The organism is Methylobacterium sp. WL9, from assembly GCF_008040035.1.
In the GTDB taxonomy this organism is placed as follows: Bacteria; Pseudomonadota; Alphaproteobacteria; order Rhizobiales; family Beijerinckiaceae; genus Methylobacterium; species Methylobacterium thuringiense.
Map to the genome: position 1 here is coordinate 1 of NZ_VRVE01000032.1, position 23576 is coordinate 23576.

The following is a 23576-nucleotide window of genomic DNA, read 5'->3' on the forward strand; positions in this document are numbered from 1 at the left end:
CCGCCCTGCCGCCCGCCAAGCCGGTCATCACCGCGCTCGGCGGCGACGGCCTGCTCGCCACCGGCCTGCGCGCTGGAATCGGCGACAAGATCTACGCGGTTTCGCGCATCGAGGTGCGTGGAACCATGATGACGGCCGACGACCTCGGCCGCCTGCTCGACCCCGCGGCGGCCGGGAGCAGCTGGGAGCGGCTCCAGACGATCACGGCCCGCGAGATCGCCACCCCGGAAATCCGGATCGAGACCGCGGCCGACCTTGGAGCCGGCGTGACCGTGCTGCGCGACGTGCGGATCACCGATGTGACGCAGGGCCGGATCGGATCCCTGACCGTCGGCGGCGGAGAGTTTCCGCAGGGCGCCGACGCCGTCGGCGGTGGCGGCTTCACCCGCCTCGAATCCGCCGGCCTCGACCTGCCGCTGCTGGCCTCCCTGTCGAAGCCCGCGCCGAAGGAGGCAACCACTGAAGCGAAGCCGGCCTATCGCAGCTTCGCGATCGAGGGCCTCACCTTCCCGACGGATCAGGCCGGCGACGTCTTCCGCATCGCCCGGATCGCCAGCCGCGACGTGCGGGTCCGTCCGCTCTCCGACGGCTGGGCGGCCGCGTTCGAGCGGGCGCAGCCGGCCGGCGACGACAAGGCGCCGCCGCAGGCGCGCATCGCAGCCCTGGCGCCCCTGGCCGACCTGCTCGATTCCTTCGAGCCCGGCAGTCTCGACGTAACCGGCTTCGAGATGCTGAACGGACCGCCCAAGTCGATCATAGTCCGCATGGCCCGGTTCGGCTTCAGCGCGGAGCGCGAAGGCCAGGGCGAGATCCGGGCCGACGGATTGGCGGTCGGCAGCCCGGACGGCCAAATGCGACTCGCCTCGTTCGCGGTCGAAGGCATCTCGCTGCGCTCCGCCATCGCCGGCATGCGGACCCTCGCGGCCTCGGGCGCGACCGAGTTCGGCCCGGCGGATGCCCGCCGTCTCGTCCCGCAGATCCGGACGGTCCGGCTCGGCGGCGCCGACGTGGACCTCGCCGAGAGCAAGTCCGGCCCGGTGCGCGTCTCGATCGGCGCGGTCGAGCTCGAGACGACCAACCCGGTCGAAGGGGTGCCCTCGAACCTCCGCTTCGCGATCAACAACTTCGTCATGCCGATCAATGCGGCGCAGGCGCTCGACGGGACCGGCCAGGTCGGAGCCCTCGGCTATTCGAGCATCGGGCTCACCGCCCGGCTCGATCTCGGCTGGAACGAGGCGTCGCGGCAGCTCGTGGTGAAGGAGCTGTCCGTCGACGGGGCCGGCATGGGCACCGTCGCCGTCCGCGGCGTCGTCGCCAACGTGCCGAAGGACGTGTTCAGCCCCAACCCGTCGCTCGCCACCGTGGCGGCGCTCGGCGCGGCCGTCGAATCTGTCGACATCGACATCGAGGACCGCGGCCTGCTGGAGCGGAGCCTCGCCGCCAAGGCCGCCGAGGGCGGCGGGACCGTCAGCTCCGCCCGGACGGAGGTCGCGGCCGTGGCCACGCTCGGGGTGCCGGCCATCCTCGGCGATTCGGCGGAAGCGAAGGCCCTCGGCCAGGCGCTGGGCCGCTTCGTCGCCGCGTCCGGCCGGCTGCACATCGGCATCAAGGCGAAGCAGTCGCCGGGCCTCGGCCTCGCCGACGTCCAGACCCTGTCGAACCCGGCTGCGTTCTTCGACAAGGTGCAGGTGGTCGCGGAGCCGCGCTGAGCGTCTCTCACGACAGGCCCGCCGGACCCCCGAGGCCGGCGGGACAAGCTCCTATCAACGGGCGCGCTCGTGAGGCACCCGACGACACAGAGGTCCTGAGCCCGTGGCAAAACTTGCAAACATCGTGCTGGCGCTGGGCATCCTCGCCGCCCCGGCTCCCGTGGCCGCCGAGACCCTGACGCTGAACCGCGTCAAGGCCCTGCTCGGCGAGATGGGCTTCAAGCCGACGCGACCCCGGGACGGGGTCCTGACGCTCGAGGGCCAGGGCACGCACAAAGCCGATCTGAACTTCACGCTGGCGAAGGACGACACGGCCCTGACGATCTACAAGTCCTGGGCGATTCCCGGCGACAAGCAGACCCTCGTCCCGGGCGTCGCCATGCTGAAGGCCAACAACGGCTACCCGTTCGCCTTCGCGATCTACGGCGAGCCGGGACAGCTCGCCTTCGACCTCGAAAAGACCGTCGACGGCGGCCTCGTCTCGAAGACCATGCTGCGCAAGTCGATCGACCAGATCATCGAGATGATCGACAGCAACGAAGAGATCTGGAACACCGACAACTGGCCGATCAAAGCCAAGCCATAAACCACGGATCGTTCCGGCCGCAGAGCCCGGGTCCTGGCGCGGACGCGGCGGCATAGTGAGGACCGCCGCCGCACGATGCCGCCGGGCGCCTGATCGAATTTGGAAACGATGCGTTTCGATCGTTTCTCTATCGAGCCTCCCTCCCCGTCATGCACAATACCGCATCGCTGCCGAGCCGTTCGGGCCGGGCAGCGCATGAGGAGTTTTGGCGATGAGCTGGCATAGCGCAGAGGATCCGATTCCGGGCGATCGCTTCAGTTGCGACGCCATCCAGACGTTGATTGTGCCGCGCTCACGCGACCTCGGCTCCTTTGCCGTGCGGCGAGCGCTTCCATCGACCGAGTGCCGGATGGTCGGCCCGTTCGTGTTCTTCGATCAGATGGGGCCGTCCGAATTCCTGCTCGGGCAGGGCATGGACGTGCGTCCCCACCCCCATATCGGTCTCTCGACGGTCACGTACCTCTTCGAGGGCGAGATCATGCACCGGGACAGCCTCGGCACCGAACTGCCGATTCGCCCGGGCGAGCTGAACTGGATGACCGCGGGGCGCGGCATCACCCATTCCGAGCGCACGGGCGCAGGCATGCGGCAGACCGGCTCCAAGCTCTTCGGCATCCAGAGCTGGGTCGCCCTCTCCGCGAAGGACGAGGAGACCGCCCCCGCCTTCGAGCATTACGACGCGTCCGCGCTGCCGGTCCTGACCGGCGAGGGCAAGACCGTGCGCCTGATCGCGGGCGAGGCGTTCGGCGCCCGTTCGCCGGTGCGCACGTCGAGCCCGATGGTCTACGCCGACGTCGTCCTCGAAGCCGGCGCGGTCCTGCCCCTCGACCCGACCTACGACGAGCGCGCGATCTACACGGTCTCGGGCGCGATCGAGATCGCCGGCGACGGCTTCGGACCGGGGCAGCTCTTGGTGTTCCGGCCCGGCGACCCCATCAGCATCCGCGCGACGCAGGCTGCCCGCTTCATGGTGCTGGGCGGAGAGCCGATGGACGGTCCGCGCCATCTCTGGTGGAACTTCGTCTCCTCGCGCCCGGAGCGCATCGAGCAGGCGAAGGAGGACTGGCGCCGGGCCCGCTTCGACACCGTCCCGGGTGATTCCGAGTTCATCCCCCTGCCGGACCCGGCCCCGCCCGTCCGCTATCCCTGATAGAGATCGGCCGAGGCTCGAATACCGCGCCCAGGGTCCCGTCATCGAGAAAGCATGAAGCCCATGGCTGTCGAAGCGACCGGCGCTGCGAGCGACCTCGTCCAGGTCGTCGCCCTCCTCGCGGCGGGCGTCGTCGCGGTGCCGCTCTTCAAGCGGATCGGTCTCGGCTCGGTCCTCGGCTATCTCGTGGCCGGGCTGGCCATCGGTCCCTTCGGTCTCGGCCTGTTCTCGGACGCGCATGCGATCCTCCACGTCGCCGAACTCGGCGTCGTGATGTTCCTGTTCATCATCGGGCTGGAGATGGAGCCGTCCCGGCTCTGGGGGATGCGGCGCGAGATCTTCGGCCTGGGTCTCGTGCAGGTCGGCATCTGCATCGCGGCGCTCACCCTCGTCGGCATCGCCATGGGCTTCGCGCCGGCCGTGGCGTTCGTGGCCGGCACCGGCTTCGTGCTGACCTCGACCGCCATCGTCATGCAGCTGCTCGAAGAGCGCGGCTCGCTCTCGAAGCCGAAGGGCCGGCGGATCGTGGCGATCCTGCTGCTAGAAGATCTCGCGATCGTGCCCCTCCTCGCGGCCGTCACCCTGCTGGCCCCCGGCGGCGGGGAATCGGGCGCTGCGGAACGCGCCGTCGCCATCGGGATCGCCCTCGGCTCCGTCCTGGCGCTGGTCGCGGCGGGGCGCTGGCTGCTCAACCCGATGTTCCGGCTGCTGGCCGCGTCGAAGGCCCGGGAGGTGATGACCGCCGCTGCCCTGCTGGTCGTGCTCGGCGCGGCCCTCGCCATGCAGCTCGGCGGCCTGTCGATGGCGATGGGCGCATTCCTCGCGGGCGTACTGCTCTCGGAATCGAGTTTTCGCCATCAGCTGGAAGCGGATGTCGAGCCGTTCCGCGGCATCCTGCTCGGCTTGTTCTTCCTCGGCGTCGGCATGTCCCTCGACCTCACCGTGATCGGCGCGAACTGGCGCCTGATCCTGGGAAGCGTCGCGGCCTACATGGTGGTGAAGAGCCTCGTCATCTACGCGGTGGCCCGTGCGCTGCGGGCCTCCCATTCCGAGGCCGTGGAGAGGGCGGCCCTGATGGCGCAGGGCGGCGAGTTCGCCTTCGTGCTCTACGCGGCGGCGACGGGCGCCGGCATCATCGACGGTCCGACCAACGCGATCCTGACGGCGACCGTCATCCTGTCGATGGCCCTCACGCCCCTCATGGTGATCGCCTTCGACCGCCTCGGGCCGAAGCCCGCCGTCTCGATGGACGGCGTCGAGATCCCGGAAAACCTCGTCGGCAGCGCCCTGATCGTCGGCTTCGGGCGCTTCGGCCAGATCGTCAGCCAGCCGCTGATCTCGCGCGGATGCTCCGTCTCGATCATCGACACCAATTCCGGCTACATCCGCGTCGCGGAGGAATTCGGCTTCAAGGTCTATTACGGCGACGGCACCCGGCTCGACATCCTGCGTGCGGCCGGGGCCGCGACGGCGCGCGCGATCCTCGTCTGCGTCGACGATCGCGAGGCGGCCAAGCGCATCGCCGAACTCGCGAAGGCCGAGTTTCCGCTCGTGCCGGTCCTCGCCCGCGCCCGGGACCGCGAGCACGCCATCGAACTGATTCAGGCCGGCGTCGCATTCCAGCTCAGGGAAACGCTCGAATCCGCCCTCGCCTTCGGCGAGCGGGCGCTGCTGACGATTGGCGATTCCCCCGAGGCCGCCACCGAGGTCATGGCCGAAGTCCGCCGGCACGACGCGGAACGCCTCGACCTCGAAACCGCGGGCGGCATCTATGCGGGACGTGAGCTCATCCGCGGAAACACGGCTTCGGCGCACGAGCTGGGCTGACCGTCGAACTGTAACAGACCCGCTGGGCGCCAAGGCGGTCGCCTTTCCGGCCGCCCGGATCGTCCGGTGACGGTGTGAGCCGGGGCTGACGCTTTCTCCCCGTCATTGCGGGCGCAGCGAAGCAATCCAGGGCCAACTCACCGACGCTTGCGTGTGTGGCCCTGGATTACTTCGCTGCGCGCGCAATGACGAAGTGGATCGATAGTACGGGTCTGACCTCGTACTGGCCGATTGGCACGGCGGTCGTCGCACGCTCGTCGCCGTTGGGCTCGCACACCCGACCTCGGCGCCGAATCCATCACGACGCATCAGGCCGTCGCCCAAGCTCCGGTCCACCCACGCCTTGACATATATCCGTTATGCGCATTAGTTAGGCGCAAGACAGATATAAGGTTTGGCTGTGAGCGAGGCAAAATTCCTCTCCGGTTACGATCCCGACGCCTACGACCGGCCGGCCCTGGCCGTCGATCTGGTGCTCCTCGGCCTGCATGACGGACGGCCGTCCGTCCTCCTGCTGCAACGCGCCGAGCATCCGCATGCCGGCCGCTGGGCGCTCCCCGGCGGCTTCGTCGCCCTCGACGAAACGCTCGATGCGGCGGCCGAACGCGTCCTGCGCGACAAGGCCGGGCTCGCCGGGATTCAGTGCGAACAGCTCTACACCTTCGGCGCGCTCGACCGTGACCCGCGCATGCGCATCGTGTCCGTCGCCTATCTCGCCCTGCTGCCGGAGCGTGCCTTCGGCGAGGCCTTGGACGGCATGCCGAAACTGTCGCGGGCGGTGATCGACGTGCCGTGGACGGGCGAGGCCGGCGGGCCCGTCGCGGTGCTCCCGGCCGACGGCCGGATGCGGGGCGAGCCCCTGGCCCTCGCCTTCGATCATGCCGAGATCCTCGCCCTCGCGATCCTGCGGCTGCGGGGCAAGCTCGACTATTCGGATGTCGGCTTCGCGCTGCTGCCCGAGCACTTCACCCTGCGCCAGCTGCAGGACGTGCACGAGGCCATCCTCGGCACGCCGCTCAACAAGCCGGCCTTCCGCCGCCGGATGCTCGACCGGGGCTGGCTCGCGCCGACGGGCTCTCGCGAGGCCGGGACGTCGTTCCGTCCCGCCGAACTCTATCGTTTCCAGAAGCCAAGTTGATCCAGGGAAAGGTGCCATGGCCACGATTCGCAACATCGGTCTGATCGCCCAGCTCAGGAGCGAGGCGAGCAGCCACATCATCCGCTACCGCAACGGGCGCGTCCGGCAGAGCGGGCGCGGGCTCGTCTTCTGGTTCCGGCCGGAAACTGCGAGCATCAGCGAGCTGCCCATGGACGACCGCGAGATGACGCTGTTCGTGCGCGGCCGCAGCCGCGACTTCCAGGCCGTCGCCGTGCAGGGGACGATCGGCTGGCACGTCGTCGATCCCGAATTGCTGGCGAGCCGCGTCGATTTCTCGATCGGGCTGGCCACCGGCAAGCTGCGGGGCGAGCCGATCGAGCGGATCGAGGCGCGCCTGAACGGCATCGCCGGTCAGGCGGTCCTGCAATATCTCGGCGCGAACCCGGTCGGCGCGCTGCTCGATGCCGGCCCGGAGCCGTTGCGCATCACCCTCGAATCGGTCCTCGCGGCGGCCTCTGCGCTGGCCGAGATCGGCGTCGAGGTGGTCTCGGTGCGGCTCACCAACCTCGCGCCGACGAGTGAGCTGGAACGCGCCCTGCAGACGCCGACCTTCGAAGCGCTTCAGCAGAAGGCCGACGAGGCGACGTTCTCGCGCCGCGCGCTGGCGGTCGAGAAGGAGCGGGCCATCGCCGAGAACGAACTCGCCACCAAGACCGAACTGGCCCGCCGCGAGACGCAGCTGATCGCGCAGGAATCCGAGAACGCCCGCAACCGCGCCGTCGGCGTCGCCGAAGCGCGCGGGTTGGAATCCGCCGCCGAGGCCGAGCGCATCCGCCTCGTCGAGGGTGCCAAGGCCGAGGCCGAGCGGCAGCGCGTGGCCACCTACCGCGACCTGCCGCCGGCCGTGCTGTTCGGGCTCGCCGCGCGGGAACTCGCCGGCAAGCTGGAGACGATCGAGCACGTCAACATCACGCCGGACCTGCTCGCCGCCGCGCTCGGCGAGTTCCGCAAGGTCCCCCCGTCGATCGCGGCACGCTGAGGACATGCGATGGCAGCCGTCACCCCACGCGCCGTCTTCGTGGTGCGCGACACCGACTACGAATTGCTGCTGGCCCGGCACGCGACGCGCGGCCAGGCCAAGTTCTTCCTGGACAGCCGCGAACAGAGCATCGCGGAGGTCGAGGCACGCCACGTCGTGTTCCATACCGTGCTCGGCCGGGCGCGCGCCGCCGTGCCGGCGGATTGGCGACAGACGCTGGCGCGCCGGGCCGACCTCGATCGCTTCCTGTTCGCACCCGAAGACGTCATCGTGGCCGTCGGACAGGACGGGCTCGTCGCCAACGTCGCGAAGTATCTCGGCGCGCAGCCGGTGATCGGCGTCAATCCGGCGCCCGATCTGTACGACGGCGTCCTGGCGCGGGTCGCCGTGGAACGCCTGGGCGCGCTGCTCCCGGCGAGCGTCGCCGGCGCGGCCCGCGTCGAGCGGCGGACCATGGTGCAGGCGGTTCTGGACGGCGGCGAGCGGCTGCTGGCGCTGAACGAGATTTTCGTCGGCCACCGCAGCCACCAATCCGCCCGCTACCGGATCGAGGCCGGAGGCACGGCCGAGGACCAGTCGTCGAGCGGTCTCATCGTCGCCTCCGGGACGGGGGTGACGGGCTGGGCTCGGTCCATCAGCGAAGCGAGCCATCTCAGCCTCGCGATCGGCCCGGAAGAGCCGGCCGTCGGCTACTGGGTGCGTGAACCGTTCCCGAGCGTCGCCACCGCCACCGGCCTGCGCGCCGGCAAGCTCGCCGAGACCGCCCTCGTTGTGACCTCGCGGATGAACGAGGGCGGCGTGGTGTTCGCCGACGGCATCGAACAGGATTTCTTGGCCTTCGGCTGGGGCAGCCGGGTCACGATCGCGCCGGCTCCTCAGACGCTCAACCTCGTGGTCGCGTAGCTCGTCGCCGGGAGTCGAGGGGCCGCGCGTGATTCGCGCCGACATGGTCCGCGCATCCGGTTTCGAGACCCCGCTCCCCGAACACCGCCTTCAACGCCGCCGGCCCGATTGGTTCGGAATCGGCGGGTTCGGCGCCGACCACACCACGCGAGCAGGTAGCCTTGCGCACCGTGCAACCCCACCGCCGCGATGCCGCGCCGGCAGCGACGTCGCCATGATGGCAACGATGAATGCCGACGGCCGCCGTCGTACCGCGAATACCGAGGCAGCATCCGGCTACGCGCCGAGTCCGCGGCTCTTCAGGCTCTCGCCGATCTCGTCGAGGGCCGCCGGATCCTCGATAGTCGGCGGCGTGGTGTAGCTTTGCCCGTCGGCGATGGCCTTCATCGTGGCGCGAAGAATCTTGCCGGATCGCGTCTTCGGCAGACGCTCGACGGTGAGCGCCAGCTTGAAGGCGGCGACGGGTCCGATTTCGTCGCGGACGCGGGCGACGAGCTCTCGCTCGATCTCCGCCGGTTCTTTGAAAACCCCTGATTTCAGGACGACAAAGCCGCAGGGAGCCTCGCCCTTCAGCGCGTCGCGGATGCCGATGACGGCGCATTCGGCGACGTCGGGATGGGCGGCCAGCACCGCCTCCATGCCGCCGGTGGAGAGGCGGTGGCCGGCGACGTTGATGATGTCGTCGGTGCGCCCCAGCACGGTGACGTAGCCGTCCGCGTCCCGGATGCCGGCATCCGAGGTGTCGTAGTAGCCGGCGAAGGTCGCCAGGTAACTCGACCGGAAGCGCGCGTCCGAGCCCCACAAGGTCGGCAGGCAGCCCGGCGGTAGCGGCAACTTCAGGGCGATGGTGCCCATCGTGCCGGCTGGGACGGGCTTCCCGGATTCGTCGAGGATATGAAGGTCGTAGCCCGGCATCGGCATCGCCGTTGAGCCGTATTTCACCGGCAGCTTCTCGATGCCGATCGGGTTGCCGGCGATGGCCCAGCCGGTCTCGGTCTGCCACCAATGGTCGATGACGGGCTTGCCCAAAGCGGTCTCGGCCCAGGCCACGGAATCCGGGTCGGCCCGCTCGCCGGCCAGGAACAGGGCGCGAAATCCGGACAGGTCGTAGTCGGCGATTTTTGCGGCGCGCGGGTCGTCCTTCTTGATCGCGCGAAGCGCCGTCGGGGCCGTAAACAGCGTGCCGACGCCGTGCTCGGCCACCACGCGCCAGAACGCGCCGGCATCGGGCGTGCCCACGGGCTTGCCCTCGTAGAGTACGGTCGTGCAGCCGTGCAGCAGCGGCGCGTAGACGATGTAGGAATGCCCGACGACCCAGCCGATGTCGGAGGCGCAGAAATACACCTCGCCGGGCCTCACCCCGTAGAGGTTCGTCATCGACCAGGTGAGCGCCACGCAGTAGCCGCCGGTATCGCGCACCACGCCCTTCGGCTTCCCGGTCGTGCCCGAGGTGTAGAGGATGTAGAGCGGGTCGGTCGCCGCCATCGCGATCGGATCGGCCGTCCGGCCCTCGGCCTTGGCCGCGGCGACCGTCTCCGCCCAGTCGTGGTCGCGGCCTTCCATCAGGCCGGCAAGTGCTTGCGGGCGCTGTAGAATCAGGCAGGCTTCGGGCTTGTGGCTGGAGCGCGCGATCGCCGCGTCAAGCAGCGGCTTGTAGGCGACGGTTCGCGCCGGCTCGACGCCGCAGGAGGCGGCCAGGATCACCGTCGGCGATGCATCCTCGATGCGCGCGGCGAGCTCGTTCGCCGCGAAACCTCCGAACACCACCGAGTGGATCGCACCGAGCCGGGCGCAGGCCAGCATCCCGAACAGGGCTTCCGGCACCATCGGCATGTAGATCACCACCCGGTCGCCCCGGCCGACGCCGAATCCGGAGAGCACGGCAGCGAGCGTGGCCACTTCGTCCCGCAGTTCGCGATAGCTGATCGTGCGCTTGGTGCCGGTGACGGGGGAGTCGTGGATGATCGCCGCCTGATCGGCGCGACCGCCCTCGACGTGACGGTCGACGGCGTTGTGGCAGGCGTTTAGCCGGGCATCTGGAAACCAACGGCCGTAGATTCCAGCGCCTTCGTCGAAGGCGCGCTCCGGCGCGGTCTCCCATTCGATCGCCTTCGCCGCGTCCAGCCAGAAGCGCTCGGGATCTGCGATCGAAGCTGCGTGCACGGCGGCATAGGCGGGCGCAGCGGCGGTCATGGCGTTCCTCGGCGTCGATCCGCCGGTCGGCGCCGGCTTATGCGGCATCTTCTCACGAAGCCGAGATGGATACCCCAAAAAACAACCGCCGCACCGGTGGTCCGGGGCGGCGGCGAACGCGTCAGGATATCGAGGGATACGGCCGGAAAAACCTTGCCGTTGTACGGATCAGTGGAGAGTGTCTCCGTCATCCCGGAGGCGGTTGATCTCGTCCTTGAGATGGAGCTTCTTGCGCTTGAGTTCGGCGATGCGGAGGTCGTCGCTCGATGGTGACTGCATCGCGTCGTGCAGTTCTCGCTCCAAGGCATCGTGCTTGCGAGCGAGCTGGCTCAAATGCGTGTCCAAGGACATGAGTCGTCTCTCCTGTCATCGTTACCGACTCGGGCATCGTGGCACACGCTGAGCCGGCTGTCGAAGCGATTCCCTTGTCAAGCTCTCGATTTCGTCATCGAATTGCCGCCGGTTTTCCGCAACTATGGCGGAGACTTTCGGGACTGAGCGGTCGCGTCGTCAGGGCGGAGAAACATCGTGGACCGTCGCCCGCGGCAGACCGTGCCGTCTTGCCCGAAGCGAGGCCATGGCGCATGGTTTTCGATAGGGGCCTGAGCGAGATCTGCCGGTGGAAGTGGGAGACAACGACACGGGCGACGCAGCGACGGACTTCGCGCCCGAGCTGAGCCGCCTCAAGGAGGAGCATCGCGACCTCGACGGCGCGATCGAGGCGTTGAAGGTCGGGATTGCCGGCGATCAGTTGCAGATTCAGCGACTCAAGAAGCGCAAACTCTTCCTGCGGGATCGGATCGCGCATCTCGAAGATCAGATGCACCCGGATATCATCGCCTGACGACTACGAAAAAGGGCGCGCCGTCGCGGCACGCCCTTTGTTTCGCTTAGCCGAGCGGGCCGGCTCATTTCGATAGGTAGGCGCTCACGCTGGAGACGCGGGTGCCGACTATGCGAACCGCCTTGCGCAGTCGCTCGTCCGTCACGCCGAGGAGTTCGGCCCAGCGGGCGCGGCTTGCGTGATCGTAGATGTCGATATGGGCGTTGGCACTGATCTGAGGGGAGGCAGCCGAGGGAGACATGTCGGTTCCGTCGAGGCTCGAGGGACTGGACCGGACGAGGCCCATTTCGCAGACAACGCGGCCTCCCGCTCCGGGCTCCCGCGTCCAAGGCGTGTTTCTGAACGTTTCTCAAGATTCTTTGCCGGAGGCCTACACCGGCGCCGCAGCCTTGCCGGGCGACGGCAGCCCCTGTATTCGGCGCAAGGACCTTGGCGCCCTTCGCCGGTCCGTTTCGAGATACCGGAAGTGACGAGGATGACGGGATCGACCCCGGTCGCGATCATCATGGGAAGCCAGTCGGACTGGGCGACCATGCGGCACGCCGCCGAGACCCTCGATGCGCTCGCGGTCGCCTATGACGCGCGCATCGTCTCGGCACACCGCACGCCCGACCGGCTCGTGTCGTTCGCCAAGGGCGCGCGCGAGGCCGGCTTCAAGGTCGTGATTGCCGGTGCCGGCGGCGCCGCGCACCTGCCCGGCATGACCGCCGCGATGACACCGCTGCCGGTCTTCGGCGTGCCCGTGGAATCGAAGGCGCTCTCGGGCCAGGACAGCCTGCTCTCCATCGTGCAGATGCCGGCCGGCATTCCCGTCGGCACCCTCGCGATCGGGCGGGCCGGCGCGGTCAATGCGGCGCTTCTCGCGGCTGCCGTCTTGGCACTCACCGATGAGGCCCTCGCCGAACGACTCGATGCTTGGCGCGCGCGCCAGACCGATGCCGTCACCGAGCGGCCCGACACGACCGCCAACTAAAAAGACCTGAATTCATGACGACGACTAAAAAGGAGGGGCCGGTTCGGCCCGGCGGCACCATCGGCATTCTCGGCGGCGGCCAGCTCGGCCGCATGATCGCACTCGCCGCGGCGAATTACGGCTTGAAGGTCCACGTCTACGCGCCCGATGCCGACAGCCCGGCTTTCGATGTCGCCGCCGCGAAGACGGTGGCGCCCTACGAGGACGCCGAGGCGCTCGCCACCTTTGCCGACAGCGTCGACGTGGTCACCTACGAGTTCGAGAACATCCCGCACGCGACCGCCGAGATCCTGGCGCGGCACGCCCCGTTGCACCCCAACCCGCGCGCGCTGCTGACGACGCAGGACCGCCTCGCAGAGAAGCGTTTCGTCAACGGCCTCGGCATTCCGACCGCACCGTTCCAAGCCGTGGATACGGCACAAGATCTCGCGGACGCCCTTGGCGCGCTCGGCCGTCCCGCCGTCCTGAAGACCCGACGCTTCGGATACGACGGCAAGGGCCAGCGCATGATCCGCCACGGCGACGATCCGGCGGCGCTGCTGGCGGAATTCGGCGGTGCGCCGTGCATCCTGGAAGGCTTCGTCCCGTTCGAGCGCGAGATCTCCGTCGTCGCCGCACGTGGCCTGGATGGCACCTTCGCCGCCTACGATCCCTGCGCCAACGAGCACGAGGACCACATCCTCGCCCTCACCCGCGTGCCCGCCCCGGGGCTCGCTCCCGAGACCTCCGAAGCGGCGACCGGCATCGCGAAACGGATCGCAGAGGCGCTCGACTATGTCGGGGTGCTTGCCGTCGAACTATTCGAGATCGCCGGGCCTGTCGGCACCGGGCGTCTCGTCGTCAACGAGATCGCGCCGCGCGTCCACAATTCCGGCCATTGGACCATCGAGGGCGCGACGACCTCGCAATTCGCCCAGAGCGTCCGGGCCGTTTGCGGCTGGCCGCTCGGTGACGCCTCGCGCGTCGGCGGCCTCGACGTCGAGATGCGGAACCTCATCGGCGATGCGGTCGACGACTGGCCAAAGATCCTAGCCAAGCCCGGCGCCCACCTGCATCTCTACGGCAAGGGCGACGCCCGACCCGGCCGCAAGATGGGCCACGTCACCCGGCTGATCCGTCGCCGCCATCCGTAGCTCCGGCGCAACAGCCCGGCCTCGTCAGGCCCTTCCGACCGTCTTCGGACGCCCCGATTGGCCCCTGCGCCCGGCTGGGCCACACCTTCGCCACATCGAAAGGCTTCAGCGGCAAAGTCGCGCCGTCTTAAGCGTGCGTTCACCGCATTCGGCGAACGTACCGGACACTCGGACCAGACGTCGAGCGCGCGACGGGATCGTAGACAGGGTCGGCCTCGCGCACCGAGCGCGAACGGGCCGAAGGGGAGCGGGTCGATGACGTCCATGAAGCTGAGGACGCACTACGTCGGATTGGTCGGTGCGGTAGCGCTTTCAGCGGTGTCGCTTGCCGGCTGCGAGACCTACAGCGCCGGCTCGCCGCGCCAGTATGCGGTACTCGAAGCGGCCGACACGACGGGCGCCACGAACGTCAACATCTCCTCGCTCAGCGACGTGATCTCGCGCAATCCGTCCGATGCCGGCGCCTACGTCACCCGCGGCGCGGCCTTCGCCCGCTCGGGCCAGTACAGCGACGCCATCAACGATTTCTCGAAGGCGATCCAGCTCGATCCGAATTCCGGCTCGGCCTACAACAACCGCGCGCTGGCCTACCGCCAGACCGGCCGCAACGACGCAGCGCTGCAGGACTTCTCGAAGGCGATCGCCAACGATCCGAACTTCGCCGCCGCCTATATCGGCCGGGCCAACCTCGAGCGCGCCCAGGGCGACCTCGGCGGTGCCGTCAACGACCTGAACGTCGCGATCCGCCTCGCTCCGGAATCAGCGGAGGCCTATCACGCCCGCGGCCTCGTCCGGCAGAAGCAGGGCCACGACGCCGAGGCCATCGGCGACTTCGCCGCCGCCATCGACCGCAATCCCTTCGTCGCAGCGCCCTATGCCGCCCGCGGCCAGAGCCTCATCGCCACGAACCAGTACGACAAGGCCATCGAGGACTACAACGCGGCCCTCAACGTCAACTCGAAGGACGCCAATTCCTGGGCCTATCGCGGTCTCGCCTACGAGAAGACGAACCGGAAGAAAGAGGCCAAGGAAAGCTACACCCAGGCCGCCCAACTCGACCCGAGCAATCCGATCGCCAAGCAGGGCGTCAGCCGGATGTCGGGCGGGATTTTTTAAAGTCTCCGATCAGGCAGACGAACGAAAAGGGCAGCGGATCATCCGCTGCCCTTTTCGTTGATGCCGTCAGCCGTTTATCAGCTCCGGCCGACGGTGCTCGCAGGCAATGCGGCGCACCGTGCCGGTGTTCGAGCGGTACACCACCGTCTCGGTCTCGATCATTCCAGGCTTGAAGCGCACGCCGGCGAGCAACGCCCCGTCGGTCACGCCTGTCGCCGCGACGATGACGTCGCCGCGCGCCATATCGTGCATGTCGTATTTCCGGTTCGGATCGGTGATGCCCATCTTCGCAGCACGCGCCCGCTTGTCGGCGCTGTCGAGGATCAGCCGCCCTTGCATCTGGCCGCCGATGCAGCAGAGCGCGCTTGCCGCGATCACACCCTCCGGTGCGGCGCCCGAGCCGAGATAGATGTCGACGCCGGTCTCTTCCGGCTTCGTCACGTGGATGATCGCGGCGATGTCGCCGTCCGAGATCAGGCGGATGCCCGCGCCCGTGGCGCGCACGGCCGCGATCAGGTCGATGTGGCGCGGACGGTCGAGAATGATCGCGGTGAGCGCCGAGGGCTCGACGCCCTTGGCCTTGGCCAGCGCCGCGATGTTCTCGGCCGGGCTGCGGTCGAGATCGATCGTACCCGGGGGATAGCCCGGCCCGATGGCGATCTTCTGCATGTAGACGTCGGGCGCGGCGAGCAGCGTGCCCTTTTCGGCGAGCGCCATCACGGCGATCGCGCCGGGCATGTCCTTCGCGCAGAGCGTAGTGCCCTCGAGCGGATCGACGGCGATGTCGACTTCGGGACCCTGGCCGGTGCCGAGTTCCTCGCCGATGTAGAGCATCGGCGCCTCGTCGCGTTCGCCCTCGCCGATCACCACGGTGCCAACGATGGGCAGTGCCATCAATTCCTCGCGCATGGCGTCGACGGCGGCCTGGTCGGCTTCGCGCTCCTTGCCCTGGCCGCGCAACTGCGCCGCAGCGATGGCGGCGCGCTCGGTCACGCGCACGAGTTCCAGCGTCAGGCCCCGCGCGGAGCGGTCGCTGAAGATCCCGGTATCGGCCAAGGGCATCGTGGTTTCGTCCCCGTCATTTCTATCGGGCCGCCGCGTCCGCGGTCCGGCCCTTATTCGCGCTCGATCCGGATCAGCTGCGGCGCCTCCGCCAGCAGCCCGTCCGCGGCGATGGCGTCAAGGGCCGCACGGATGTTGCCCTCGGTCGCCGCGTAGGTGATCAACACCAGCGGCACCGGCTGGCGCGACAGGCCGTGCGGATCGCTGGATGCGGCCTTGGCCGAGCGGCGTTGCACGATGCTCTCGATCGAGATCTCGCGCTCTGCCATCCGGGTGGCGACGCCCGCGGCGACGCCGGTGCGGTCATGCACCGTCAGCCGCACGTAGTAGCCGCCTTCGTGGCGCTGCATCTCCACACGTCGGGACGCGGCGAGTTGCGTCACGGGCTTGCCGAAGGTCGGGCGCACCAGCCCGGCCGCGACGTCCGCGATGTCGGCGACGACGGCCGAGGCCGTGGCGTCGCCGCCGGCGCCCGGGCCGATCAGCGTCAGTTCCTTTATGGCGTCTGCGTCGATCGTGACGGCATTGGTCACGCCCATGACCTGCGCGATGGCGGAGGCCTTCGGCACCATGGTCGGGTGGACGCGCTGCTCGATCCCTGCCTCCGTCGCCTGGGCGACGCCGAGCAGCTTGATGCGATAGCCGAGCTCGTCCGCCATGGTCAGGTCGAGAGGCTGGATCGCGGAGATGCCCTCTACCGAGACGCCCTCCACGTCGATTTCAACGCCGAAGACGAGGCTCGTCAGGATCGCCAGCTTGTGAGCGGTGTCGAAGCCTTCCACGTCGAAGGTCGGATCGGCCTCGGCGTATCCGAGCGCCTGCGCATCCTTGAGACAGGCTTCGAAGGTCAGGCCCTCGGCCTCCATCCGGCTGAGGATGTAATTGCAGGTGCCGTTCATGATCCCGTAGACGCGGCTCACGGCGTTGCCGGCGAGCCCCTCGCGGATCGCCTTGATCACCGGGATGCCGCCAGCCACCGACGCCTCGTAGGCCAGCGTCACGCCGCGCGTCTCGGCCATCTTGGCGAGCGCGTTGCCGTGATGGGCGAGCAGGGCCTTGTTGGCGGTGACGACGTGCTTGCCGGCGGCGAGCGCCGCCTCGACGATCTCCTTGGCCGCGCCCTCGGAACCGCCGACGAGTTCGACCACGCAATCAACCTCGGCGGAACGCGCGAGCGCCACCGGATCATCGAACCAGGTAAACCCGGACAGATCGATGCCGCGGTCGCGCTTGGCATCGCGGGCCGACACGGCGGTGACGCGGATGGTGGCGCCCGTCGCGGCCGACAGCGCCTCGGCGCGCCGCTCGATCATCCGCACGACGGAGGCGCCGACGGTACCGAGCCCGGCAATGCCGAGGCGAAGGGTCCGCGCACCGTCGCGCGAGGATCCGCGCGGCGAAAGGATGCGGTCGAGCAGGCTCATCATCAGGTTCCGAGTCGGGCGGATATCGCACGGTCGAGGGGATCACGCGCTGTAACGCGACCGGGACCGGTATGGAAAGCGGGCGACAGGCTAAGGCGCGTATAGAGCGCCCGACCGCAACGCTCTTGATCGGCTTCGTCACAGGACGTCCGCGGCACCGGCCCGTTTCGTATGATCATCGTCAACACCGATGCCTCGGCGTTTAACGCCTTGAAATCGCAGCGGGCGGGCCGGCGCGAGGCTTAAACGGCCGTTAACTGGGCCGGGCTAGCCTTAGCGAAACGTTTCTCTCTCCGTCGGTCTCGCATGCGCTCGCTCCGCCGTTCCGCATCGCCGTACGACACCTTCGTCGACAGCTTCCGCCCGTTCATGGCGAAGCGTCTGACGGAGTGCGGCGGCTTCATTCTGTTCGCCGGCGCCGTGGCCACGATCGTGGCGCTGGCGACGTGGTCGATCGACGACCCGAGCCTGAACCACGCCACCGAACGGGCCGCCCACAACGTGCTCGGTCGGCCGGGCGCCGTCGTCTCCGATCTCGCCATGCAGCTGCTCGGCCTTGGCGCACTGGCCTTCGCCCTGCCGCCGGTGCTGTGGGGCGTGCGGCTGATGCGGGAGCACGACCTGCCGCGCGGCGGGCTCCGGCTCGCGCTCTGGGTCATCGGATTCCTCGCCGCCAGCGCCGTGGCGAGCGCCCTGCCGCCGACGGCGAGCTGGCCGCTTCCCACGGGGCTCGGTGGCGTCGCCGGCGATGCACTCCTGTCGGTGGCGCGGCTCGTCGTCGGCGCGGTGGCCGGCCCGGCCGCCGCCCTCGTCGGATTTCTCTACGCGGCCGTCGCCATCCTCAGCCTGACCGGAGCCTGCCGCGCTGGAGCCGGGGACGACGAGGCCGAATACGACGAGCCGGTTCACGGCAACGAGCGCGGGCAGCGCCACGATGCCGACGAGCCCAGCCTCGGCATCCTGTCGCTCGGCGCCCTGGCGCAGGGCGTCATGAATGGACGCCGGGCCCTGCGCGCCCGTCTCGCCGGCTGGGCGGCCCGCCAGCAGCCCGACGACTTCGCCTATGCCGGTTCATCGCCCGGAGCGTTGGCGGCCCAGCGCGCCTTCGCCGACGATGCGCCCTGGGCGCCTCAGGCCCAGGAGCGTCTTGCCCGCGGATCGGATACGCGGCGCGAGCCGGTCTTCGAAGATGGCAGCGAAGATGCCGGAGACGACCACGCCGATCATCAGCTTGCGCCCGTCCAGCCGGACGCCGTCGCCCGCCGGACACCAGCGGCCGCGCCGATACCGGACGCCGACGACGTCGAGGCCATGCCGGCCCAGCGTGCCCGCGTGTCCGCCCCGCTGCCGCCCGCCACACCCGCGAGCCAGCGGCCGATGCCGCGCGGCGAGGCGAGCGAGTATCATCATCCCGCCCTCGAACTCCTGACGCAGCCGCGTCCTCCGGCCCCCGGCTCGGAGGTTTCCAGCGACGCCCTGGAGCAGAACGCCACCCTGCTCGAAGCCACGCTCTCGGATTTCGGCGTGCGCGGCGACATCCTGGCCGTTCGCCCCGGTCCGGTGGTGACGCTCTACGAGCTCGAACCGGCCCCCGGCACCAAGTCGAGCCGCGTGATCTCGCTGGCCGACGACATCGCCCGCTCGATGTCGGCAATCTCGGCCCGCGTTGCGGTCGTTCCCGGCCGCAACGCCATCGGCATCGAACTGCCGAACGTGAAGCGCGAGACCGTCTTCCTTCGGGAGCTGCTGGCCTCGAGCGACTTCGTCGAGACCAAGCACCGCCTCGCGCTGTGCCTCGGCAAGAACATCGGCGGCGAGCCGATCATCGCCGACCTCGCCCGCATGCCGCACCTGCTCGTCGCCGGCACCACCGGCTCGGGCAAGTCGGTCGCCATCAACACGATGATCCTGTCGCTGCTCTACCGGCTGAAGCCGGAGGAGTGCCGCCTGATCATGGTGGACCCCAAGATGCTGGAACTCTCCGTCTACGACGGCATCCCGCACCTGCTCTCGCCCGTCGTCACCGATCCCAAGAAGGCGGTGATCGCCCTCAAATGGGCCGTGCGCGAGATGGAGGAGCGCTACAAGAAGATGTCCAAGGTCGGTGTGCGCAACATCGACGGCTTCAACGCCCGCCTCACCGAGGCGCGCGACCGCGGCGAGACCATGACCCGAACCGTGCAGACGGGCTTCGACCGGCAGACCGGCGAGGCCGTCTACGAGGACGAGGTCATGGACCTCAACCCGTTGCCGTACATCGTGATCGTGGTCGACGAGATGGCCGACCTGATGATGGTCGCCGGAAAGGACATCGAAGGTGCGATCCAGCGTCTCGCCCAGATGGCGCGTGCCGCCGGCATCCACCTGATCATGGCGACGCAGCGCCCGTCCGTCGACGTCATCACCGGCACGATCAAGGCGAACTTCCCCACCCGGATGTCCTTCCAGGTGACCAGCAAGATCGATTCGCGCACGATTCTCGGCGAGATGGGCGCCGAGCAGCTGCTCGGTCAGGGCGACATGCTGTTCATGGCCGGCGGCGGCCGCACCACCCGCGTGCACGGCCCGTTCTGCTCGGATTCGGAAGTCGAGAGCGTGGTCGCGCATCTCAAGCGCCAGGGTCGCCCGTCCTACCTCGAAGCCGTCACGGCGGATGAAACCGAGATTCCTGCCGGCGCACCGGGTGCGGCGGAGGATGCCCCCGTGTTCGACGCCGGCCAGTTCGGGGCCGAGGGCGGCGACCTTTACGATCAGGCCGTGGCGGTGGTGCTGCGCGACAAGAAGGCGTCGACCTCCTACATCCAGCGCCGCCTGCAGATCGGCTACAACCGCGCCGCCTCGCTGATGGAGCGCATGGAGACCGAAGGCCTCGTCGGCCAGGCGAACCATGCCGGCAAGCGCGAAATCCTGGCGGAAGCCGAGCCGCAGGACTTCTGAGGGCCGGCCCGAACCGGGCCGCCCCGTCGCGCCATCGAAAGCCCAACCTGTTCGGACCATTTCGCCGCGTCGGCGTGACGGGTTCGGACGATGGCTGCCCCTACCGAGGCAACGCCGGCAAAACCGGCCAAAAGCGCGTTATGGCACCCGCCGTTTCGCGCTCGGGATTGAATACTGGTTTCGTGCGTCACGTTTCGCGCACACCGGAAATCCTACGTAAACAGATGATATATTTCACTAAAATTGGCGTTTAACGCCGAAACTGCATGCCATCCATGAAGCTTTTGTGACAGTCTGCGACACAGTGTTCGTCGGATGTCAGGAGCCATGCAAAAATGCGGATCATCCTTCCTTTCGCAGCCAGCGTCGTGTTCGGAGCCGTCATCGCAACGGCAGCGCACGCCGCGCCTGCCTTGCCGCAGCCGGATCTCATCCGTGGCGACACCGTCACGGTGGTGGATTGGTCTCCCAGCACGAGCCACTGGGACCATCACTTTCATTCGCATCAGGATCCGATGCGGTACCGTGAGCAGACCGAAGCCGAACGCCGGATGCAGCGGGGCGAGACGCAGGTTCGCAATCCGAACTGGACCGGCTATCGGCCATACGGCGGCAAACGGGTCGGTCGGTACTGAGGAAGCCTGAACAGTAAGCGACTGCGGGCGGCCTCGACCGGACACGTCTTGACGACCCGGCCGGAACTGAGCTCCAGCGCTCCCGATAACGTCGAGAACGAGGCTTCAGGAGTTGCGGCTGTGCTCGCGCGCGGCTTCGCTGCGGAGGGCGCGGAGCAGCATCTGCCCCTCCTCGGTCGCCTCGTAGTGGCAGCGCTGCGTGCGCGCGTTGCGCGCCGTCGTCGCGAGCAGGCCGAGATCGACGAGGATTTCGAGCGCTCGCAGCACCAGGGCATGCTCGAGGGCGAAGACACGCGCGAAGCTGCGCGTGTCCGCCGCGAGCTTTAGCGACAGGCCGGCGAGCAGGCCGGCCTCCAGCGGCGACAGGTCGGAGCGCAGGGCCGCGATCGTGTCCGTTGCGGCCAGAAACGTTTCCGCGTCGGCGGGGGGCTCGCTCATGCGGCCTTGGCGGCAGTTGTGCGAGCGCGGATCTTGACCAGAACCGACTTCGAAGTGGGGGTGTCCGAGAGTTCGCCGAAGCTCGACAGCGGCACCAGCACATTCAGCTCGGGATAGTAGCCGGCCAGACTCCCGCGGGGCATGTCGAACGGCACCAGGCGGAAATCCTCGGCGACGCTCTCTTCAGCACCGTCGCCAGCGCGGATAATGTCGACGCGATCGCCTGCCCGGGCCCGCAGCGCCGCGCAGTCGTCGGGATGCGCGAACACCACCCGGCGCTCGCCGTAGACGCCGCGATAACGGTCGTCGAGGCCGTAGATCGTCGTGTTGTACTGGTCGTGACTCCGAAAAGTCTGGAGCACGAAGGTGTCCGCGGTGCCGGCTGCCCTCTGGTGCTCGGTGGCCACTGGAAGTGGCCCCGACGAGAAACCTGCCTTGCCGCTGGCGGTCTCGAAGACGCGCTCGGCGGCGAGGTTGCGCAGCATGAAGCCGCGCGGGCGGCGGACCCGCAGGTTGAAGCCGGTGAAGCCGGGAATCGTCTTCTCGATGAGGTCGCGGATGCCGTCGTAGTCGTCGGCGAGCGCAGCCCAATCGACATGGGCGGAGCCGACGGTGGCCGCGGCCATGCCGGCGATGATGCCGATCTCGGAGCGTAGTTCGGGTGAGGCCGGCTTGTTGATACCGCCCGAGCCGTGGACCATGCTCATCGAATCCTCGACGGTCACGATCTGGACCTTGCCCTTCGTGTTCCGGTCGATCTCGGTGCGGCCGAGGCAGGGCAGCAGATAGGACAAGCGGCCCGGCAGCAGGTGCGAGTGGTTGAGCTTCGTCGCGATGTGGACGGTGAGTTCGCAGGAGGCGAGCGCCTTGGCCACCAGCGCCGTGTCCGGCGTTGCGCGGGCGAAGTTTCCGCCGAGCCCGATGAAGGCTTTCGAGGACCCGTCGAGCATCGCGCCGATGGCGGCGAGCACGTTGTGACCGTGGCGGCGGGGCGACTTGAATCCGAACTCGCGGTCGAGCGCGTCGAGGAAGGCGGCCGGCGGCTTCTCGTTGATGCCGACCGTGCGGTCGCCCTGCACGTTCGAATGGCCGCGCACGGGGCAGAGGCCGGTGCCCGGCTTTCCGATCTGGCCGCGCAGGAACATCACGTTGGCGATCTCGCGGACCGTCGCGACGGAGTGACGGTGCTGGGTCACGCCCATGGCCCAGGTGGTGATGACCTTCTCTGCACCGAGATAGACGTCGGCGGCGGTCTCGATCTGCTCGCGGGTCAGGCCGGACTGGTCGAGGATAGCCTCCCAAGTGGTCGCGTCGACGGCGGCGCGGTAGGCCTCGTAGTCCGAGGTCTGGCGGCGCAGAAAGGCGCGGTCGAGGAGAGAGGGCCGGCCAGAGGCCAGCTCGACATCATCCCGCTCGAACACGACCTTCGCGATCCCGCGAAACGCCGCCATGTCGCCGCCGAGGCGCGGCTGGATGTAGTGGCTCGCGATCGGCCGGCTCGCGCCGCGCAGCATCTCGACGCTGTTCTGCGGATCGGCGAAGCGCTCGAGCCCACGCTCGCGCACCGGGTTGAAGGCCACAACCCGCGCGCCGCGCTCGGCGGCGCGGCGCAGATCGGCCAGCATGCGCGGATGGTTGGTGCCGGGGTTCTGGCCGACGACGAAGATCGCATCCGCCTTCTCGAAATCCTCGAGCAGCACCGTGCCCTTGCCGACGCCGATGGCGTCGACGAGCCCGATGCCGCTGGCCTCGTGGCACATGTTGGAACAGTCGGGAAAATTGTTGGTGCCGTAGTGGCGCGCAAAGAGCTGATAGAGATAGGCGGCCTCGTTGGAGGCGCGGCCGGAGGTGTAGAACTCGGCCCGGTCGGGATGGTCGAGGCCGCGCAAAGTCGCGCCGATCTCGGCGAACGCCTCGTCCCAGGTGACGGCGACGTAGCGGTCGCTCGCCGCGTCGTAACGCATCGGATGCGTCAGCCGGCCCTCGCCTTCGAGGGCGTAATCCGTCCATTCCCGAAGTTGGGTGACGGTGTGTTTCGCAAAAAACTTCGGAGGCGTGCGCTTGTCGGTCGCCTCCCAGGAGACCGCCTTCACGCCGTTCTCGCAGAACTCGAACGACGAGCCGTGGGCCGGGTCACCCCAGGCGCAGCCGGGACAGTCGAAGCCGTCCGGTTGGTTCGCCCCGAGCAGCGCGCGGGCCCCGGAGAGCGGCGCGCGGCTCTTCAGCAGGTGCTTGCCGCAGCTCTTCAGTGCGCCCCATCCGCCGGCTGCGGACGAACGCTTGGGGCTCGTTTCGGTGCGGTCCATGGAGGTCCGATCGCGGATGTCGGAGAAACGTCTCGCCCGCCGGGCCGTCGCGCGACGGTCGCGCGGAAGAGCCTGGGAACACGACCGGATTTAACAGTTCGCATTTGCAAAATGATTGCCGTCCAACCATGGGACGCCCATGCCGAAAACGCATGGATCGGACATTATTCTGCTGTAGGTGCCTGTTTTTGGAATAATTCGA

Annotated in this window: 20 protein-coding genes; 13 read left to right on the top strand and 7 right to left on the bottom strand. The window is 68.6% G+C overall.

Annotated features, from left to right (window positions below; all coding sequences use genetic code 11):
- The 7 genes from FV217_RS22855 to FV217_RS11530 all read left to right on the top strand — a co-directional run.
- Positions 1-1709, top strand: a 1709-nt coding sequence (locus FV217_RS22855; RefSeq protein WP_187272528.1) for a hypothetical protein, incomplete at its 5' end; no start/stop codon positions are given.
- 103 nt (positions 1710-1812) lie between these two features.
- The gene (locus FV217_RS11505) at positions 1813-2295 is read left to right on the top strand and encodes a hypothetical protein (protein ID WP_147817322.1); all 483 of its coding nucleotides are present in this window, start codon (positions 1813-1815) and stop codon (positions 2293-2295) included.
- Between the two features lie 211 nt (positions 2296-2506).
- A complete protein-coding gene (locus FV217_RS11510; RefSeq protein ID WP_147817323.1) occupies positions 2507-3445 on the top strand; it encodes a pirin family protein in 939 nt (312 codons plus the stop codon).
- A 63-nt stretch (positions 3446-3508) separates the two neighbouring features.
- Positions 3509-5272 carry a monovalent cation:proton antiporter-2 (CPA2) family protein gene (locus FV217_RS11515; protein ID WP_147817358.1) on the top strand — a complete coding sequence of 588 codons (1764 nt, stop codon included), beginning with the start codon at positions 3509-3511 and terminating at the stop codon, positions 5270-5272.
- A 400-nt stretch (positions 5273-5672) separates the two neighbouring features.
- Positions 5673-6410 (top strand): NUDIX domain-containing protein, encoded by a 738-nt coding sequence (locus FV217_RS11520; protein ID WP_147817324.1) that lies wholly within the window; start codon positions 5673-5675, stop codon positions 6408-6410.
- A 16-nt stretch (positions 6411-6426) separates the two neighbouring features.
- Positions 6427-7410, top strand: coding sequence for an SPFH domain-containing protein (locus FV217_RS11525; protein WP_147817325.1), 984 nt, complete (start codon positions 6427-6429; stop codon positions 7408-7410).
- A gap of 9 nt (positions 7411-7419) precedes the next feature.
- On the top strand, positions 7420-8313 hold the full coding sequence (locus FV217_RS11530; protein WP_147817326.1) for an NAD(+)/NADH kinase: 894 nt from the start codon (positions 7420-7422) through the stop codon (positions 8311-8313).
- A 276-nt stretch (positions 8314-8589) separates the two neighbouring features.
- Here the strand turns inward: FV217_RS11530 and FV217_RS11535 are convergent, their stop codons facing one another.
- On the bottom strand, positions 8590-10506 hold the full coding sequence (locus FV217_RS11535) for a propionyl-CoA synthetase (RefSeq protein ID WP_147817327.1): 1917 nt from the start codon (positions 10504-10506) through the stop codon (positions 8590-8592).
- Positions 10507-10674: 168 nt separating this feature from the next.
- On the bottom strand, positions 10675-10857 hold the full coding sequence (locus FV217_RS11540) for a DUF465 domain-containing protein (protein WP_147817328.1): 183 nt from the start codon (positions 10855-10857) through the stop codon (positions 10675-10677).
- A gap of 274 nt (positions 10858-11131) precedes the next feature.
- Between FV217_RS11540 and FV217_RS11545 the strand changes: the two genes are divergently transcribed.
- Positions 11132-11350: a DUF465 domain-containing protein gene (locus tag FV217_RS11545; RefSeq protein WP_147817359.1), complete on the top strand. Its 219-nt coding sequence runs from the start codon at positions 11132-11134 to the stop codon at positions 11348-11350.
- A gap of 64 nt (positions 11351-11414) precedes the next feature.
- Here the strand turns inward: FV217_RS11545 and FV217_RS11550 are convergent, their stop codons facing one another.
- Positions 11415-11591 (bottom strand): DUF3606 domain-containing protein, encoded by a 177-nt coding sequence (locus tag FV217_RS11550; RefSeq protein ID WP_147817329.1) that lies wholly within the window; start codon positions 11589-11591, stop codon positions 11415-11417.
- Positions 11592-11825: 234 nt separating this feature from the next.
- Between FV217_RS11550 and purE the strand changes: the two genes are divergently transcribed.
- From purE to FV217_RS11565, 3 genes are all read left to right on the top strand, one after another.
- Positions 11826-12323 carry a 5-(carboxyamino)imidazole ribonucleotide mutase gene (purE, locus tag FV217_RS11555; protein ID WP_147817330.1) on the top strand — a complete coding sequence of 166 codons (498 nt, stop codon included), beginning with the start codon at positions 11826-11828 and terminating at the stop codon, positions 12321-12323.
- Positions 12324-12337: 14 nt separating this feature from the next.
- The gene (locus FV217_RS11560) at positions 12338-13456 is read left to right on the top strand and encodes a 5-(carboxyamino)imidazole ribonucleotide synthase (RefSeq protein WP_147817331.1); all 1119 of its coding nucleotides are present in this window, start codon (positions 12338-12340) and stop codon (positions 13454-13456) included.
- 255 nt (positions 13457-13711) lie between these two features.
- A complete protein-coding gene (locus FV217_RS11565) occupies positions 13712-14572 on the top strand; it encodes a tetratricopeptide repeat protein (RefSeq protein ID WP_147817332.1) in 861 nt (286 codons plus the stop codon).
- 66 nt (positions 14573-14638) lie between these two features.
- On the opposite strand, the gene glpX is transcribed toward FV217_RS11565, so the two are convergent.
- Positions 14639-15634, bottom strand: coding sequence for a class II fructose-bisphosphatase (glpX, locus tag FV217_RS11570; RefSeq protein ID WP_147817333.1), 996 nt, complete (start codon positions 15632-15634; stop codon positions 14639-14641).
- A 53-nt stretch (positions 15635-15687) separates the two neighbouring features.
- Positions 15688-17058 (bottom strand): homoserine dehydrogenase, encoded by a 1371-nt coding sequence (locus FV217_RS11575; protein WP_147817360.1) that lies wholly within the window; start codon positions 17056-17058, stop codon positions 15688-15690.
- Between the two features lie 306 nt (positions 17059-17364).
- Between FV217_RS11575 and FV217_RS11580 the strand changes: the two genes are divergently transcribed.
- Entirely contained in the window at positions 17365-19995 is a 2631-nt protein-coding gene (locus FV217_RS11580; RefSeq protein WP_147817334.1) for a DNA translocase FtsK, read from the top strand.
- A gap of 335 nt (positions 19996-20330) precedes the next feature.
- The gene (locus FV217_RS11585; protein ID WP_147817335.1) at positions 20331-20630 is read left to right on the top strand and encodes a hypothetical protein; all 300 of its coding nucleotides are present in this window, start codon (positions 20331-20333) and stop codon (positions 20628-20630) included.
- A gap of 105 nt (positions 20631-20735) precedes the next feature.
- Here FV217_RS11585 and FV217_RS11590 read toward each other — a convergent pair whose 3' ends face one another.
- Entirely contained in the window at positions 20736-21068 is a 333-nt protein-coding gene (locus FV217_RS11590; RefSeq protein WP_147817336.1) for a hypothetical protein, read from the bottom strand.
- Entirely contained in the window at positions 21065-23374 is a 2310-nt protein-coding gene (locus FV217_RS11595) for an FdhF/YdeP family oxidoreductase (RefSeq protein ID WP_147817337.1), read from the bottom strand. The genes FV217_RS11590 and FV217_RS11595 overlap by 4 nt, the downstream gene beginning before the upstream one ends.
- Between the last annotated feature and the right edge of the window lie 202 nt (positions 23375-23576).